Below are 13,731 nucleotides of genomic sequence, written 5' to 3' on the forward strand. Positions count from 1 at the left end.
TTCGACTCAACAAAGGAGAGGATCACCATGACTCATGGCTTGATTATGTGGCTCATCATCGGCGCCATCGCCGGCTGGCTGGCGGGCGTGCTCGTCAAGGGCGGCGGGTTCGGCCTGATCGTCGACATCATCGTCGGTATCGTCGGCGCAGTGATCGGCGGCTGGCTCGCCGGGCTGCTCGGCATCAGCATCGGCAGCGGCTTCATCGGCTCGGTGATCATCGCGGTCATCGGCGCCGTGATCCTGCTGTTCGTGATCCGGCTATTCAGGCGAGCGGCCTGACGATCTTCTCGCGCGCCTTCGGGCGCGTTTTTGCATCGGCGCGGCGCGCGGCATCGCCCGCGCGCCGCCGCCCGTTTCAGCGGCGCTTGCCGCGCTGCATCCAGCCGTCGAGCACGTCGGTCGTCAGCAAGCCGCTGCGCGCATCGCGTGCGCCATCGCGTCCGATCCACACGGTACGCGGCATCTCCCCTCGCCATCCCGCATCGAGCGCCGCGCGCAAACGCTCCGGCATCGGCTCCGCATTCGCATACTGCGCGACCTGCGGCGGCAGGTTCATTTGCGCCAGCGCCTGCGCGATGGTCGCGCCGTTGTCGTCGTACGCGTCCATCGCGACCATCGCGAGCTGCACGTCCGGATGCCGGTGCTGCCACGCGACGAGGTGCGCGGCATTCTCGCGACAGTAACCGCAATCGAGCGACCAGATCTCGACCGCGAGCGGCCGTGCGTGCGCGCTCGCATACAGCTTCGCCACGTCGGCCGCGTGCAGCGGCTGCAGTTCGCCGGCCCATGCCGGCACGCTGGCAAGCATCGCGCAGAGCAATCCAGTCAGCCGTTTCATTGCGTGCCCTCCACGGGAATCAGCCGATAGCCGTCGTTACGCGTACGCCACGACAGGTAGATGCGCCCGGCATCGTCGAGCAGTTGCGGATTGTCGCTCGCACCCGCCGTCGCCGCGATCACGCGCGGCGCCGACCAGTGCTCGCCGCGATCGTCCGAGCGGCGCAGCTTGATCTGCATCGCCTCACCGTCGAACGCCTTCCACGCGAGCCAGACGACATCGCCGTGCGCGACGAGCGCCGCATGCGACGCCTGCTCGGCCGGCACCGCGGGATTCTCGCCGAACGCCCACGGCGTGCCGAGCGGCCGGCCGTCGGCGCCGATGCGCGAATAGAACACGTCGGCGCGACCGTCGACGACGCCGAACCACGCAAGATGGCGCGTACCGTCCGGTGTGATCGCGAGTGCCGGCCCGTGCTCGGGGCACGCCTCGACATGCCAGTTCGAGAACGTCGCACGGACGGGCACGACGGGCGCCGACGCCGACACCGGCAACACCGCCAGCGCGTGGTCGCGAATCTGTCCCGGGAACACGTTGCGCCACACGGCTTCGATATGTCCGGCCGGGTCGATCGCCATCGCGATGCGGCAGCATTCGCACGTGTGGTCCGTCACCTTGCGCTCGGGCTCGAACGACGCGCCGCCGTCGCGCGACACCGCGTAGTACACGGCCGCGCCTTCATACGCCTGCCCCGCCGCTTTCGCCGCGACGAGATCGCGCTTGTCGATCCACGCGATCGCGATGTTGCCGGCCGGGTCGACCGCCATCATGTCGAAACGGTGCGTGATCGCCTGCCGGTCGTGATGGACGGTGACCGGCACGCTCCAGGTCGCGCCGCCGTCGAGCGAGCGCGAGAAGCGCACCATGCCGGTGTACGGCGCATCGAGCGGCATCGACCACGATACGTACACCGCGCGGCCGTCCGGGCTCGTCGCGACCTTCGGCCGGTTCTCCGCGCTCGTATAGATCGGCTCCGGCATCGCGTTGACGATCACGGGCGCGGACAACGTCCGGCCCGCATCGTCGGAATGCGCGGCGACGACGTGCGCGCCTTCGACCCATGCGACCCACAGCCGATGCCGCGCGTCGAACGCGGCGCCAGTCGCGAGCGGCTGCTTCTGTTGCGCCGGCGCGGCCTGCATGCTCATGTGTGCGGCGTGCGGATCGGCGGCCTTCGGCGCATCGTGCGCGCCGGCAGGCGACAGCGCCGCGAGCCACAGCGCGCAGCCTGCCGCGAACGATTTCACAGCGACCATTTCAATTCTCCATAGAAAGTGCGGCCCGGATACGGGTGGAACACGTAGTAGCGACGGTCCGTCAGGTTGTCGATGCCGACCGACGCGGTCCAGTGACGGTCGAACCGGTAACGCGCTTTCAGGTCCACGATCGTGAAGATGCTCGTGCCGCCGTAGACGTCCGGATTCACGTCGCTGTTGTCTAGCGTGTTGAACTGGCGGCCCGAATAGCGGACGCCGACGCTCGCGAGCCAGTGCTCGTCGAAGCGGTACGACGCGAGCAGGTTCGCGCGCATGCGCGGGATGCGCGGAAATCGCGAGCCGACGTACGCCGGGTTCGCGGCGTCGGCAAGGATCTGCGCATTGGTCGCCGAGACGTTCGCGTCGATGTCGAGCCCGCGCAGCCCGACGTTCTGGCCGCTGAACGCGAGTTCGACGCCGCGCGCACGCACCCGGTCGACGTTCGAGATGTTGGTGACGCTCGAGGCGCCCGACACCGTCGTCTGGCTGTAGATCGAGTCGCGCAGATCGCTCTGGAACACGCTCGCGCGCACGACGCCCACGCCCACGTCGCGCTCGGCCGTGAAGTCCCAGTCGATCGCCTTCTCGGGCCGCAGGTTCGGGTTGTTGTTGACGATCGCGTTGTTCGAGATCGTGCCCTGGAACAGCTCCCCGACCGTCGGGAAGCGCGTGCCGGTCGCGAACGACAGCCGGAAACGCCAGACGTCGGTCGCGTCCCATTGCACCGCGACCTTCGGCGACAGCGCGTTCGCGCCGCGATCCGCATAGCCGAACGCGCCGCTCGCGTTGCCGAGCGCGCCGCCGTACGCATCCCAGCGCTCGTAGCGCAGGCCCAGCGTCGCGAGCCAGCCAGGCGCGAATCGCCACGCATCCTGCGCGAACAGCGCCTGCGTACGCGTGTCACCCTGATAGACGTTCGCGACCGACGTGGTCGGCCCGGCCAGCCAGTCGGCCGTGTTGTACGTGATGTTGCGCAGGAAATAGTTGTCGTAGTGATAGCCGAACGTGAACGTGTGGCCCTTCACTTCCGGCGCCTCGGCCTTCAGGTCGAGCGTGCGCCAGCCCGTGCCGTCGCCCTGGAACAGCGTGCCCGCGCCGCCCTGCACCGTCGACGCCGCGCGCAGCACGTCGCGCGACACATCGTACGCCGACACCACGCCCGACAGCCGCCAGCCCGAATCGAGCCGGCCGTTCAGGCCGAGCGCGTACAGCCAGTTCTCCTGGTCGCCTTGCTGCGGCGCGAACGCGCTCGGCGCGACGGTCATGCTCTGACCGCCGATCGACACGTTGCCGCCGTAGACGGGATTGCCGGCCGCATCGCGCAGGAAGGTTTCGCCGTGCTGCCGGTAATGGTTCTCCCAGTGGCCGAGCGTCAGCGTCGCGTCGACGTGGTCGGTGAACGCGTAGCCCATCCGGACCGTCTCGTTGAGCTGCTCGGTCCGCTCGATGTTCTGCGCGCCGACGATCGTGCGCGGCTTGCCGTTGGGTCCGATGTCCGTCGCGGCGCCCGTCACCGGCACCGCGGCACCGAGCTTCGGGTTGTAGGCGGAATTGGGGCTCGCATACTGCGTCGGCTGACCGTCGTTCTCCAGCCGGTCGAGCGACAGCGAAAACCAGAACTTGCCGACGCGGTTCGCGATCCGGGCCGTCTGGTGGTTGCCGCCGAAGCTGTCCGCGAACCCGTAGCCGTCGTGGTAGCGCTGCGTGAAGAACTGCGTCGACAGCGACGCCTCGAGTTTTTCAGGGCGACGCGTCGTCAGCAGCACGGTCGAGCCGATCGCGTTGCCGGGATACAGCGCGGAAAAGGGGCCATAAAGCACGTCGACGCGTTCGATATCGTCGGGGGAAATCAGCGACCAGCGCGGCGGATACGCATAGCTCGAGCCGAGCAGGTTCGACAGCAGCAGACCGTCGGCGTAGACGAGCCCGCGTGCGCTCTGCAATTCGTTGAAGTCGCGGCCGGCGAACACGCTGTTGCGGTCGCCGATATAGCGCTTGCGGACCATCAGGTTCGGCGCGTACTTCAGCGCGTCCTCGGTGGTGACGTTGGTGTGCGCGTCGATCTGCTCGCGCGTGATCGACTCGACGACGGCCGGCGTATTCGGATCGACGGGTTGCCGCTGGGCGGTCACGCTGACGGCGGTCAGCGTGTCGCCCGTCGGCGCGGGTGCAACCGTGGCGGCCGTGGCGGCGCTGCGGGCCGGAGTGCCGGCGCCACCCGGCACCGGATCGGACGACGCGCCGTCGATCGAGGCTGCCTGCGCAGCCGGCCAGGCAAAAGCGGCCGCGCACGCCAGTGCGAGCCGACCGCGCGACGGCCGCGCGGCGAAGGTATACGACATGGATGAATTCCTGAAAACGTGACCGGACGCCGCCGTGCGCGAGTCGACGCACCGCGCACGGACGGCACGGCGCGCGGATCGGGCCGCGGGCGGCACGCGCGCCACCGGGGCGCGCGGACGATATCAATCAGATCGGGACGTTTTCAGGCGGGCCGCGCGGCTGCGCGAAACGGATGCTCTGACGCGGGAAATCGGGGACGGCCGGTGCGGCTGCCCGGTACGCGAACGCGCGCACGAAGCCCGGCAGCACGGGCAGGCTCGTGCCGAGCGCGACGTTCGCCGCGAAGCCGGGGCAGTACACGCAGTGCGGCACGCCGGCATGATCGAACGACGACGTGTCGCGATCGCTGCCGGACTGGGCCAGCACGACCTGGCGGGCGCCGGTCGCACTGCACAGGTCGAGCGTGAGCTCGCCGGAACCGCTCGACGCGAGACGCGCGTAGCCGACGACGGGCGACAGTACGTTCAGTACCAGCGCCAGCCATACGAGGCCGATCCATCGCGTCGTTCGTTTCATCGCGGTCCAGGAAAAAGTGCGCGCAAGTATAACAAGCGGTCGATTGTTGCTGATTCTGCCGAGCGCAATAGTCGGCATTGCACGGCGCGCAGCAGCGCATGTGCCGTTAATACAACAGAGACAAAATCTAACGATTCGCCACTGGCATAAATCCAAGGCCGAGGTTGATAATCATTGAACCTGCTGGAGAAATGACCATGGACGAAAGACCAACTCGCATGCCCCCGCCCGAGCAAGTGATGAGCCCGGATCCGGAACCCGTCGGCGTGGAATTCCTCGCCGAATTGCCCGAGCACGTCCGGGCATTCTTCGACGAGCAGCACAAGCTGTACTCGCCGAAGTGAACCTACGTTCCGTTCTGTAACCGCCACGTGTCGAACGATATCGTGCGGTTCATCGCTGCGTTTTCGGCGCAGATCACCTCGCACCCGGGTTGCAACGACCTGACGGTGCCGGATCAGCTCGCCCGCTGATTCTTCTGTCGCGACGCTCCGCCGCGCGACTGTCTTCGTCTATCCTTCTCGTTTTACACCTCGGGCCTTCCCGGCTCTCCCGATCGTTCCGATGAAGCAAGCCATTCGTGCCAGCCTCGCTGTCGCCGCGCTCGGCGTCGCCCTCTTCTCGTCCCCGCACGTCGCCCATGCGGACGGCGACGACACCGCACTCACCAACCTCGTCGCACTCGCCTCGCAGCGGCTCGCGCTCGCCGAACCCGTCGCGCGCTGGAAATGGGCGAATCACAAGGCGATCGAAGACCGGCCGCGCGAAGCGGCATTGCTGTCGTCGGTGGAAAGGCGTGCGGGACAGAGCGGCGTCGATCCGGCGTTCGCACGGGCCTTCTTCGAGGACCAGATCGCCGCGAGCAAGGAGGTGCAGGACGCGCTGTTCGCAACGTGGCGCGCGACGCGACCGCCCGAAGGCACACCGCCCGACCTCGCGACCAGCACGCGGCCGGCGCTCGACCAGTTGACGCAGAAGATGCTGGCGGGCCTCGCGCAGGTCGCGCCGCTGCGTGACGCACCCGATTGCCAGGCACGGCTCGCGCTCAGCATCGCGAACTGGAAAACGCTCACCCGCTACGACTCGACCAAGACGCAGGCGCTCGGCACCGCGCTGTCGCACGTGTGTGCCGGCGGCGGCGCCAGCGCGATCGGCTGACGACACCCGGCCACGGCGCCGCAACGCGCGGCACTCCGTGGCGTTCACATGGCACTCAGTCCGCGGGCGTGAGCAGCGCGAGCGGGATCAGTTGCAGGCCGCGCGCGAGCTGGGTCTGCAGCAGGCGATGGGTATGGGGCTCGAACGGGCCGTCCGCACCGTCGACCACGAGCTGCAGGGCCGCATCGAGCGATTCGGCCACGCCGAGGTAGCGCCAGCCGTCGATCACGTGAAAGAAGCGGCGCTCGCCGCTCGCTTCGAATGCAACCGGGCCGTCGAACGGCCAGGGCGTATTGCCGGCCCGCCCGGCATCGGCCGCCGGCCGGCGGTTGAACGTCGGCCGCAGCCGTGCGATCCACTGCGCTTCGGCGAGCATCGCGCCCAGTTCGTTGCCGGTCTCGCGCCACTCGACGCGGCGCACCTGCTGCGCCAGCCGCATTTCCTTCGACGACCGCCGCTCGCCCGTGAGCAGCGCACGCAAACGCTGGCGCACGCGCACGCTGCGGCCGACGTAAAGCGCCTCGTCGCCCTCCCCGAACAGCGCGTACGCGCCGCATCCAGCCGGCGCGGTATCGAGCCACGCTTCGGTCAGCTCCCCGCCGAGGCGGAAGTGGCGTGTCGTGCGCGCGATCTGGTCGCGCAGACGCTCGAGCGGCACGATCTCGTGCAACTGCCGCCAGAACTGCCACAGGAGATCGGCGTCGGCGAGCGCCCGGTGCCGCGCGGCGGGAACGAGGCCGTGCCGTTCGATCAGCGCATCGAGCCCATGCCGGGACTCGCGCGGAAACAGCGCGCGCGACAGCCGCACCGTGCACAGCACGTCGGGATTGAACGCAATGCCCGCACGCTCGAATTCGGTACGCAGGAAACCACGATCGAAGCTCGCGTTGTGCGCGACGAACAGCTTGCCGTCGAGCCGCTCGAACAGCGCGGGGGCGAGCGACGCGAACGACGGCGCGTCGCGCACCATCTCGTCCGAAATGCCCGTCAGTTGCTGGATGAACGGTGGAATCGACTGGCCGGGATTGACGAGGGTCGTCCACGTCGATACGCCGAGCGGCCCGATTTCGACCACGCCGATTTCGGTGATGCGGTGCTCGGCGGACGAGCCACCGGTGGTTTCAAGATCGACGAAGACGAGCGGCTGTTCGCTGGCGGGATCGGACGAAAGGGAATCGGACATGAAAAGACAGGGAAACGATGCTTCCGTGAGTATGCACCGGCATGCGTGTCCACGACCAGCATGAACCGGAATCAGGTGGCCGGCCGGCTGGATGCGTCCCCATCAAAGCAAAAAGCCCCCGCGATGCGGGGGCCGGACGTGATCGGCAATGCGTGGCGCGTCAGGCCGCCTGGATATTCGCTGCCTGCTTGCCTTTCGGCCCGACTTTCACGTCGAAGGAAACACGTTGGTTTTCCTTCAGCGTTTTGAAACCTTCCATCCGGATTTCGGAGAAGTGCGCAAACAAATCTTCCCCGCCATTGTCGGACGTAATAAAACCGAAACCTTTAGCATCGTTAAACCATTTTACGATACCGGTATCCATACCTTCGTTCCCCACTCGTTTAGATCAAGAAAAGCTACCGTTTATAGCCGCCTCCCGTAATCCCGCACCATTGCGCCGATACCCCCACCAGCGCTCCGCACGGGGACGGAGTGCTGACTTTATAAATTGGACAATCCGGATGCGTCAAGAAAATTTTTAGCGACTGATTTATCAAAAAAACATCAATGCCACTGGAATCGGTACAACGTCGTCTTTTATTAATTGATTCGCACCAAAAACCTGTCAATGTTACCGGGACCAGATCGCAGATAATCAATGGCGCGAAAAACCTACCGGGGACAAATCGACTCGGTAAAATCCTCGGGTTTTTTCCGGGTTGCGGAAAACGGGGGACGTTGCGATGCTGATGCAACGCCGACGGAAGGAGACGGTCATGTGGCTGGACGGAATCAAGCGCTTCGCGAGCCGGCTCGGACGCGTACGTCGCAAGTCCCGTGCGCTGGCCGAGTCCGCACGTGAAACGCCGTGCGACACCGAGTTCGACCCGACCTGGCATGGCGACCACTGGCAGAACCTGCTTGCGTCACCGCTGGATGCACGCCACTACGTGATGGAAGACTGGACGTATACGCCGTTGCAGGCCGACGCCGACGAGACGGAGCCGGCCACCAAGCGCAAGCGGCGCTCATACGCGCAGTAGCGATCGGAACGGCGGGGCAAAAAAAAAGCGCGACTGGGAAGTCGCGCCGACAAAGGTTTGGAGATCTTTTCCGTCAACGAAAAAGTCTGCTTCGGAAAGCAGAGATCGCAGTATAGCGAGAGAACATCCTTTCATTATCCATGGCTCGCACAAACCTCTATTGCCGATGTGTCAATAATCGGGCCAACGCCAGTTGCGCCCGACCGTGATCGTTTGTCGCGATCGCGCAACGCGCGCTATGGATTCCTGATCGCCACTTTCTCTTTCCGCATCGCCGCAAAGCCTTGACCAGCATGGCTTTCGGCGCTTCTGCCGATTCTTGCGCGATTCAAAATACAGTATTTCCCGAAGCGGTTTTCGTCTGTGTTCCGCGCGATCCGTACACTGCAAATGGATATTCGACAAGGGCAACCCGCCCCCCGCGCATCCGGCATCGCCGGGCTGCGCCGCCGCCAATGCCCGCAGCAGGTTCGATCGACATCATCCTGTTTGGAGACAGATCATGAAGAAGACCCTGATCGTCACCGCATTGGCTGGCGTGTGCACCACCGCCGCGCATGCGCAAAGCAGCGTCACGCTGTACGGCCTGATCGATGCGGGCATCACCTATACGAACAACCAGGGCGGTCACAGTGCGTGGCAGGAGACGAGCGGCTCGATCAACGGCAGCCGCTGGGGCCTGCGCGGTACCGAGGATCTCGGCGGCGGCCTGAAAGCGATCTTCACGCTGGAAAACGGCTTCGGCATCAACAACGGCACGCTCAAGCAGAACGGTCGCGAGTTCGGTCGCCAGGCGTTCGTCGGCCTTGCGCACGACAGTTACGGCTCGCTCACGCTCGGGCGCCAGTACGACAGCGTCGTCGACTTCCTCGGCCCGCTGTCGCTGACCGGCACCCAGTACGGCGGCACGCAGTTCGCTCATCCGTTCGACAACGACAACCTGAACAACTCGTTCCGGATCAACAACGCGGTCAAGTACCAGAGTGTGGACTACGGCGGCCTGAAGTTCGGCGCGCTGTACGGTTTCTCGAACTCGAGCGACTTCTCGAACAACCGGGCGTACAGCGTCGGCGCGTCGTACAGCTTCATGGGCTTCAACGTCGCGGCCGCGTACATGCAGCTGAACAACAACATCAACTCGCTGGCGCTCGCGACCAGCGATCCCGGCGCGGTGGCCGGCGACTGGACGTTCGCCGCGAGCCGTCAGCGCACGTGGGGTGCCGGCCTCAATTACGCGTTCGGGCCCGCGACGGCCGGATTCGTGTTTACGCAGACGCGCCTGACCGATTCGTCCGGCATCAGCGCCGGACAATCCGGCGTGTCGAACGGCATCCCGCTCGCCGGCGGCACGCGCTTCAACAACTACGAAATCAACGGCCGCTACGCGCTGACGCCGGCGTTCTCGCTGGCAGGCTCGTACACGTACACCGACAGCCGCCTCGACGGCCAGACGCCGAGCTGGCACCAGTTCAACCTGCAGGCCGACTACGCGCTGTCGAAGCGCACCGACCTGTACCTGCAGGGCGAATACCAGCGGGTGAATGCGGACGGCCTCGCGATCGGCGCGAACATCAACGGGCTCGGCACCGCATCGTCGACCAACAAGCAGATCGCCGTCACGGCCGGCATGCGCCACCGCTTCTGAACGATCGCCGCAGCCGTTCGACCTGGACCGCCATGACCAGGCGCCCTACCCGGAGCGCTTTTCGTTTCTGCGACGCGATGCGCCCCGGCACCGCTATGCCGACCGGGCGCTCACGCGTCGCTTCGCGCAGGATAGCGGACGTCGAGCACGTCGATCGGCTGCGGCCCCGCCGGCGTCATCAGCGTGACGGTGTCGCCGATCTTCGCCTTGATGAGCGCGCGCGCAACCGGCGAAATCCAGCTGACACAACCATGATCGAGATCGACCTCGTCGATCCCGACGATCGTGATCGTGTGATCTTCGCCGTCGGGCGTCGCGTAATCGACGGTCGCGCCGAAGAACACCTGGTCGACGCTCTCCTGCCGGCTCGCGTCGACGACCTCGGCGAGATCGAGCCGCTTCGTCAGGAAGCGAATGCGCCGATCGATTTCGCGAAGCCGCCGCTTGCCGTAGATATAGTCGCCGTTCTCCGACCGGTCACCATTCGACGCAGCCCATGACACGAGCCGCACGACCTCGGGACGCTCGACGTCGATGAGGTTCAGCAACTCGTCCCTGAGCCGCTTGTGACCGGCCGGCGTGATGTAGTTCTTCGCGCCCGCGGGAATCGCGGGCTGACTCGGGTCGAGATCGTCGTCGCCGTCCGACTCTTTGACAAACGCCTTGTTCATGATGCAGATTCAATACAGGGATGACTGATGCTTCAAGGGTACACGAAGGCGGCCCCGCAGGATCGGGTGACATATTTTGCGAATAAGGCTTCCCTTTTTATACAACCCTGCTATACTTCCGCTTCTGCGTGCGGCTGTAGCTCAGTTGGATAGAGTACTTGGCTACGAACCAAGGGGTCGTGGGTTCGAATCCTGCCAGCCGCGCCACCTTTTTCGAGGGCCTTCCGAACCGAAGGCCCTTTCAGTTCGATGTTGTCTGTTTTAGTTTTGCGTGCGGCTGTAGCTCAGTTGGATAGAGTACTTGGCTACGAACCAAGGGGTCGTGGGTTCGAATCCTGCCAGCCGCGCCACCTTTTTGGGGACCTTCCCACCGTAGAAGGTTCCGACAGTTGAAGTAGTACCGCTTTGCGTGCGGCTGTAGCTCAGTTGGATAGAGTACTTGGCTACGAACCAAGGGGTCGTGGGTTCGAATCCTGCCAGCCGCGCCACCTCAGAAGGGCCTTCCTCCGGGAAGGCCCTTTTTCTTTTTCCACTCCCCTTTTCTTACCTCTCGCCTTCGCGGCCACCGTCGCCTCCCGCTCGACGCAACGGGGCGCTGCAGTACGAATCCGTTTCGATCGCATCACAAACGAAAACGGCGGCCCGTGGCCGCCGTCGTCTTCCGCTGCAACGCCTCGCTTCGGGCGTCGCGCGTCAGGTCAGTAATCCTGCCGCTCTCGCTCGATACGCATGCCGCCGTCGTGGCGCGCATGAACGCTGTCGTCGGTCGAGCGTTCGCGCATGATCCGCATCACGTCCGGATTAGTCCGTACGCGCCGCATCACGTTCGCCAGATGCACGCGATCGCTGACCTGGATCACGAAGCGCAGCACCGTCGATTCGTGCGTCAGATCCTCGTCCATCGCGATATGCACGATGTTCGCGTCGGCCGACGTGATGTCCGCCGCGACGCGCGCGAAGATGCCCTTCGTGTTCTTCACCAGCGCCTTCACGGTGACGTCGAACAGACGGCCCGGCTGCGGCGCCCACTCGACGTCGATCCAGCGACCCGGATCGCGGCGGTGGATACGCTGCGCGACACGGCAATCGGTCGTATGAATCGCCATCCCGAGGCCGATGCCGATATAGCCCATGATCGCGTCGCCCGGAATCGGCCGGCAGCATGCCGACAGCTGCACGGACATCCCTTCCGTGCCGGTAATGACGACCGGCGGCGCATTGTGTGCGGGATGGCGCTCGGACTTCGGCAGGTCGTCGTCCGCATCGCGGCCGCTCATCAGCACCTCGATGCGCTTGGCCATCACTGCAGCGACGCGGCGGCCGAGGCCGATGTCCGCGAAGATTTCCTGGCGGCTCTTGTTGCCCGTCCACTGCACGAGCTTTTCCCACACTTCCGGCGCGACATCGGCCAGCGCAAGCCCGTAACCCTTCAGGCTCTGGTCGACGAGCCGCTCGCCGAGCTGCACGGACTCGTTCAGGCGCATCGTCTTCAGGTAGTGACGAATCGCCGAGCGCGCCTTGCCGGTGCGCACGAACCCGAGCCATGCGGGGTTCGGCTTCGAATACGGCGCGGTGATCACCTCGACGATGTCGCCGCTCTTCAGCTCGGTACGCAGCGGCAGCAACTCGTTGTTGATCTTCACCGCGACGCACTGGTTGCCGAGATCGCTGTGGATCGAATACGCGAAATCGAGTGCCGTCGCGCCGCGCGGCAGCGCCATGATCTTCGACTTCGGCGTGAACACGTAGACCGCATCCGGGAACAGGTCGATCTTCACGTGCTCGAGGAATTCGCTCGAATCGCCGGCTTCGCTCTGGATGTCGAGCAGCGACTTAAGCCACTGGTGCGCGCGCTTCTGCACGTCGTTCAGATCCGCGCCACCGTTCTTGTACAGCCAGTGCGCGGCCACGCCGGCCTCGGCGATCTCGTGCATCTTGCGCGTGCGCACCTGGAACTCGATCGGCGCGCCGAACGGGCCGACGAGCGTCGTGTGCAGCGACTGATAGCCGTTGATCTTCGGGATCGCGATGTAGTCCTTGAACTTGCCCGGCACGGGCTTGTACAGCGCGTGCAGCGCACCGATGCACGTGTAGCAGTCGAGCGGGCTCTCGACGACGACGCGAAAGCCATACACGTCGAGCACCTGCGAGAACGACAGCTGCTTGTCGCGCATCTTGCGATAGATGCTGTAGATCGTCTTTTCGCGGCCGGTGATCTCGGCGTCGATCTTCGCGTCGGTCATCGCGCGCTGCGCGGCCTCGAGGATCTTGCTGATCACTTCGCGGCGGTTGCCGCGCGCGGCCTTCACGGCCTTCTCGAGCGTCGCGTAACGATGCGGGTTGAAATTCGCGAAGCTCATGTCCTGCAGCTCGCGATACGTATTGTTCAACCCGAGGCGGTGCGCGATCGGCGCGTAGATGTCGAGCGTCTCGCGCGCGACGCGGCGGCGCTTCTCCATCGGCACCGCGCCGAGCGTGCGCATGTTGTGCAGACGGTCGGCCAGCTTGACGAGGATGACGCGCACGTCGCGTGCCATCGCGAGCAGCATCTTGCGGAAGTTTTCCGCCTGCGCTTCCTCGCGACTGCGGAACTCCATCTTGTCGAGCTTCGACAGGCCGTCGACCAGTTCGGCGACCTTCGGGCCGAACCGTTCGGCCAGCTCGCTCTTGGTCACGCCCTGGTCTTCCATCACGTCGTGCAACAGCGCGGCCATCACGGCTTGCGCGTCGAGCTTCCAGCCGGCGCAGATTTCCGCGACGGCGACGGGATGGGTGATGTAGGGTTCGCCGCTCTGGCGATATTGACCGAGGTGGGCTTCGTCACTGAAGTGGAACGCCGCCTTGACCTCTTTGATTTCATCCGGAGGGAGATACTCGGCAAGCGCGGCCGTCAGTTTCGCAATCGAAACGACGCCGTGCTTGCGCGGCTGCTCCGGCGTGGCGGTCGGCCCGAACAGATGCCGGAAGGACTGTTCGAGGACCGCGTCGATGTACAGGCGCGCAGGCGACTGGGCCGTGGCTTCGGTGGTCGAATCCGCGGAGGCGGACGATGGGGTGGTGCTCATATATCGCCTCCAGGTCGAGTCGTTGCGC

The 13,731-nt window shown here is 65.3% G+C and carries 13 protein-coding genes and 3 tRNA genes; 8 read left to right on the plus strand and 8 right to left on the minus strand.

All coding sequences use genetic code 11. The features are described from left to right. Positions 1–27: 27 nt before the first annotated feature. Positions 28–282: a GlsB/YeaQ/YmgE family stress response membrane protein gene (locus BX604_RS02580; protein WP_096503679.1), complete on the plus strand. Its 255-nt coding sequence runs from the start codon at positions 28–30 to the stop codon at positions 280–282. A gap of 76 nt (positions 283–358) precedes the next feature. Here BX604_RS02580 and BX604_RS02585 read toward each other — a convergent pair whose 3' ends face one another. The 4 genes from BX604_RS02585 to BX604_RS02600 all read right to left on the minus strand — a co-directional run bounded on the left by BX604_RS02585 (position 359) and on the right by BX604_RS02600 (position 4,956). Beyond that, positions 359–841 carry a thiol-disulfide isomerase gene (locus BX604_RS02585; RefSeq protein ID WP_098549440.1) on the minus strand — a complete coding sequence of 161 codons (483 nt, stop codon included), beginning with the start codon at positions 839–841 and terminating at the stop codon, positions 359–361. Next, positions 838–2,097, minus strand: a complete 1,260-nt coding sequence (locus BX604_RS02590) for a sialidase family protein (protein ID WP_098549441.1) — start codon at positions 2,095–2,097, stop codon at positions 838–840. The genes BX604_RS02585 and BX604_RS02590 overlap by 4 nt, the downstream gene beginning before the upstream one ends. Beyond that, on the minus strand, positions 2,085–4,439 hold the full coding sequence (locus BX604_RS02595) for a TonB-dependent receptor (RefSeq protein ID WP_098549442.1): 2,355 nt from the start codon (positions 4,437–4,439) through the stop codon (positions 2,085–2,087). The genes BX604_RS02590 and BX604_RS02595 overlap by 13 nt, the downstream gene beginning before the upstream one ends. A gap of 127 nt (positions 4,440–4,566) precedes the next feature. Continuing rightward, a complete protein-coding gene (locus BX604_RS02600) occupies positions 4,567–4,956 on the minus strand; it encodes a DUF2946 domain-containing protein (RefSeq protein WP_098549443.1) in 390 nt (129 codons plus the stop codon). A gap of 197 nt (positions 4,957–5,153) precedes the next feature. On the opposite strand from BX604_RS02600, the gene BX604_RS38880 reads away from it, so the two are divergent. Then, positions 5,154–5,300 carry a hypothetical protein gene (locus BX604_RS38880; protein WP_009690993.1) on the plus strand — a complete coding sequence of 49 codons (147 nt, stop codon included), beginning with the start codon at positions 5,154–5,156 and terminating at the stop codon, positions 5,298–5,300. A gap of 220 nt (positions 5,301–5,520) precedes the next feature. Next, entirely contained in the window at positions 5,521–6,114 is a 594-nt protein-coding gene (locus tag BX604_RS02605; RefSeq protein WP_098549444.1) for a chorismate mutase, read from the plus strand. A gap of 55 nt (positions 6,115–6,169) precedes the next feature. Here the strand turns inward: BX604_RS02605 and BX604_RS02610 are convergent, their stop codons facing one another. Both BX604_RS02610 and BX604_RS02615 read right to left on the minus strand, forming a co-directional pair. Beyond that, a complete protein-coding gene (locus BX604_RS02610; RefSeq protein ID WP_098549445.1) occupies positions 6,170–7,297 on the minus strand; it encodes an exonuclease domain-containing protein in 1,128 nt (375 codons plus the stop codon). A 160-nt stretch (positions 7,298–7,457) separates the two neighbouring features. Continuing rightward, positions 7,458–7,661: a cold-shock protein gene (locus BX604_RS02615; RefSeq protein ID WP_098549446.1), complete on the minus strand. Its 204-nt coding sequence runs from the start codon at positions 7,659–7,661 to the stop codon at positions 7,458–7,460. A gap of 394 nt (positions 7,662–8,055) precedes the next feature. Between BX604_RS02615 and BX604_RS02620 the strand changes: the two genes are divergently transcribed. Further along, positions 8,056–8,322: a hypothetical protein gene (locus BX604_RS02620; protein ID WP_098552677.1), complete on the plus strand. Its 267-nt coding sequence runs from the start codon at positions 8,056–8,058 to the stop codon at positions 8,320–8,322. Positions 8,323–8,824: 502 nt separating this feature from the next. After that, complete coding sequence (locus BX604_RS02625) at positions 8,825–9,967, plus strand: porin (RefSeq protein WP_098549447.1); 1,143 nt, start codon at positions 8,825–8,827, stop codon at positions 9,965–9,967. Positions 9,968–10,077: 110 nt separating this feature from the next. On the opposite strand, the gene greB is transcribed toward BX604_RS02625, so the two are convergent. Then, positions 10,078–10,638, minus strand: a complete 561-nt coding sequence (gene greB / locus BX604_RS02630) for a transcription elongation factor GreB (protein ID WP_098549448.1) — start codon at positions 10,636–10,638, stop codon at positions 10,078–10,080. A gap of 130 nt (positions 10,639–10,768) precedes the next feature. Here greB and BX604_RS02635 point away from each other — a divergent pair. The 3 genes from BX604_RS02635 (at position 10,769) to BX604_RS02645 (ending at position 11,126) form a co-directional block, all read left to right on the plus strand. Beyond that, positions 10,769–10,845: transfer RNA gene (locus BX604_RS02635), tRNA-Arg, on the plus strand. Positions 10,846–10,911: 66 nt separating this feature from the next. Next, positions 10,912–10,988: transfer RNA gene (locus BX604_RS02640), tRNA-Arg, on the plus strand. A gap of 61 nt (positions 10,989–11,049) precedes the next feature. Next, positions 11,050–11,126: transfer RNA gene (locus BX604_RS02645), tRNA-Arg, on the plus strand. Positions 11,127–11,336: 210 nt separating this feature from the next. Here the strand turns inward: BX604_RS02645 and BX604_RS02650 are convergent. Then, the gene (locus BX604_RS02650) at positions 11,337–13,703 is read right to left on the minus strand and encodes a RelA/SpoT family protein (RefSeq protein ID WP_098549449.1); all 2,367 of its coding nucleotides are present in this window, start codon (positions 13,701–13,703) and stop codon (positions 11,337–11,339) included. Positions 13,704–13,731: the final 28 nt, after the last annotated feature.

Origin of the sequence: Burkholderia sp. JKS000303 (assembly GCF_002563755.1) — a bacterium.
GTDB classification, from domain to species: Bacteria; Pseudomonadota; Gammaproteobacteria; order Burkholderiales; family Burkholderiaceae; genus Burkholderia; species Burkholderia anthina_B.

Coding starts and splice junctions, on each gene's coding strand:
- BX604_RS02580 (WP_096503679.1), top strand. CDS start 28: ATGACTCATGGCTTGATTATGTGGCTCATCATCGGCGCCATCGCCGGC.
- BX604_RS02585 (WP_098549440.1), bottom strand. CDS start 841: ATGAAACGGCTGACTGGATTGCTCTGCGCGATGCTTGCCAGCGTGCCG.
- BX604_RS02590 (WP_098549441.1), bottom strand. CDS start 2,097: ATGGTCGCTGTGAAATCGTTCGCGGCAGGCTGCGCGCTGTGGCTCGCG.
- BX604_RS02595 (WP_098549442.1), bottom strand. CDS start 4,439: ATGTCGTATACCTTCGCCGCGCGGCCGTCGCGCGGTCGGCTCGCACTG.
- BX604_RS02600 (WP_098549443.1), bottom strand. CDS start 4,956: ATGAAACGAACGACGCGATGGATCGGCCTCGTATGGCTGGCGCTGGTA.
- BX604_RS38880 (WP_009690993.1), top strand. CDS start 5,154: ATGGACGAAAGACCAACTCGCATGCCCCCGCCCGAGCAAGTGATGAGC.
- BX604_RS02605 (WP_098549444.1), top strand. CDS start 5,521: ATGAAGCAAGCCATTCGTGCCAGCCTCGCTGTCGCCGCGCTCGGCGTC.
- BX604_RS02610 (WP_098549445.1), bottom strand. CDS start 7,297: ATGTCCGATTCCCTTTCGTCCGATCCCGCCAGCGAACAGCCGCTCGTC.
- BX604_RS02615 (WP_098549446.1), bottom strand. CDS start 7,661: ATGGATACCGGTATCGTAAAATGGTTTAACGATGCTAAAGGTTTCGGT.
- BX604_RS02620 (WP_098552677.1), top strand. CDS start 8,056: ATGTGGCTGGACGGAATCAAGCGCTTCGCGAGCCGGCTCGGACGCGTA.
- BX604_RS02625 (WP_098549447.1), top strand. CDS start 8,825: ATGAAGAAGACCCTGATCGTCACCGCATTGGCTGGCGTGTGCACCACC.
- greB (WP_098549448.1), bottom strand. CDS start 10,638: ATGAACAAGGCGTTTGTCAAAGAGTCGGACGGCGACGACGATCTCGAC.
- BX604_RS02650 (WP_098549449.1), bottom strand. CDS start 13,703: ATGAGCACCACCCCATCGTCCGCCTCCGCGGATTCGACCACCGAAGCC.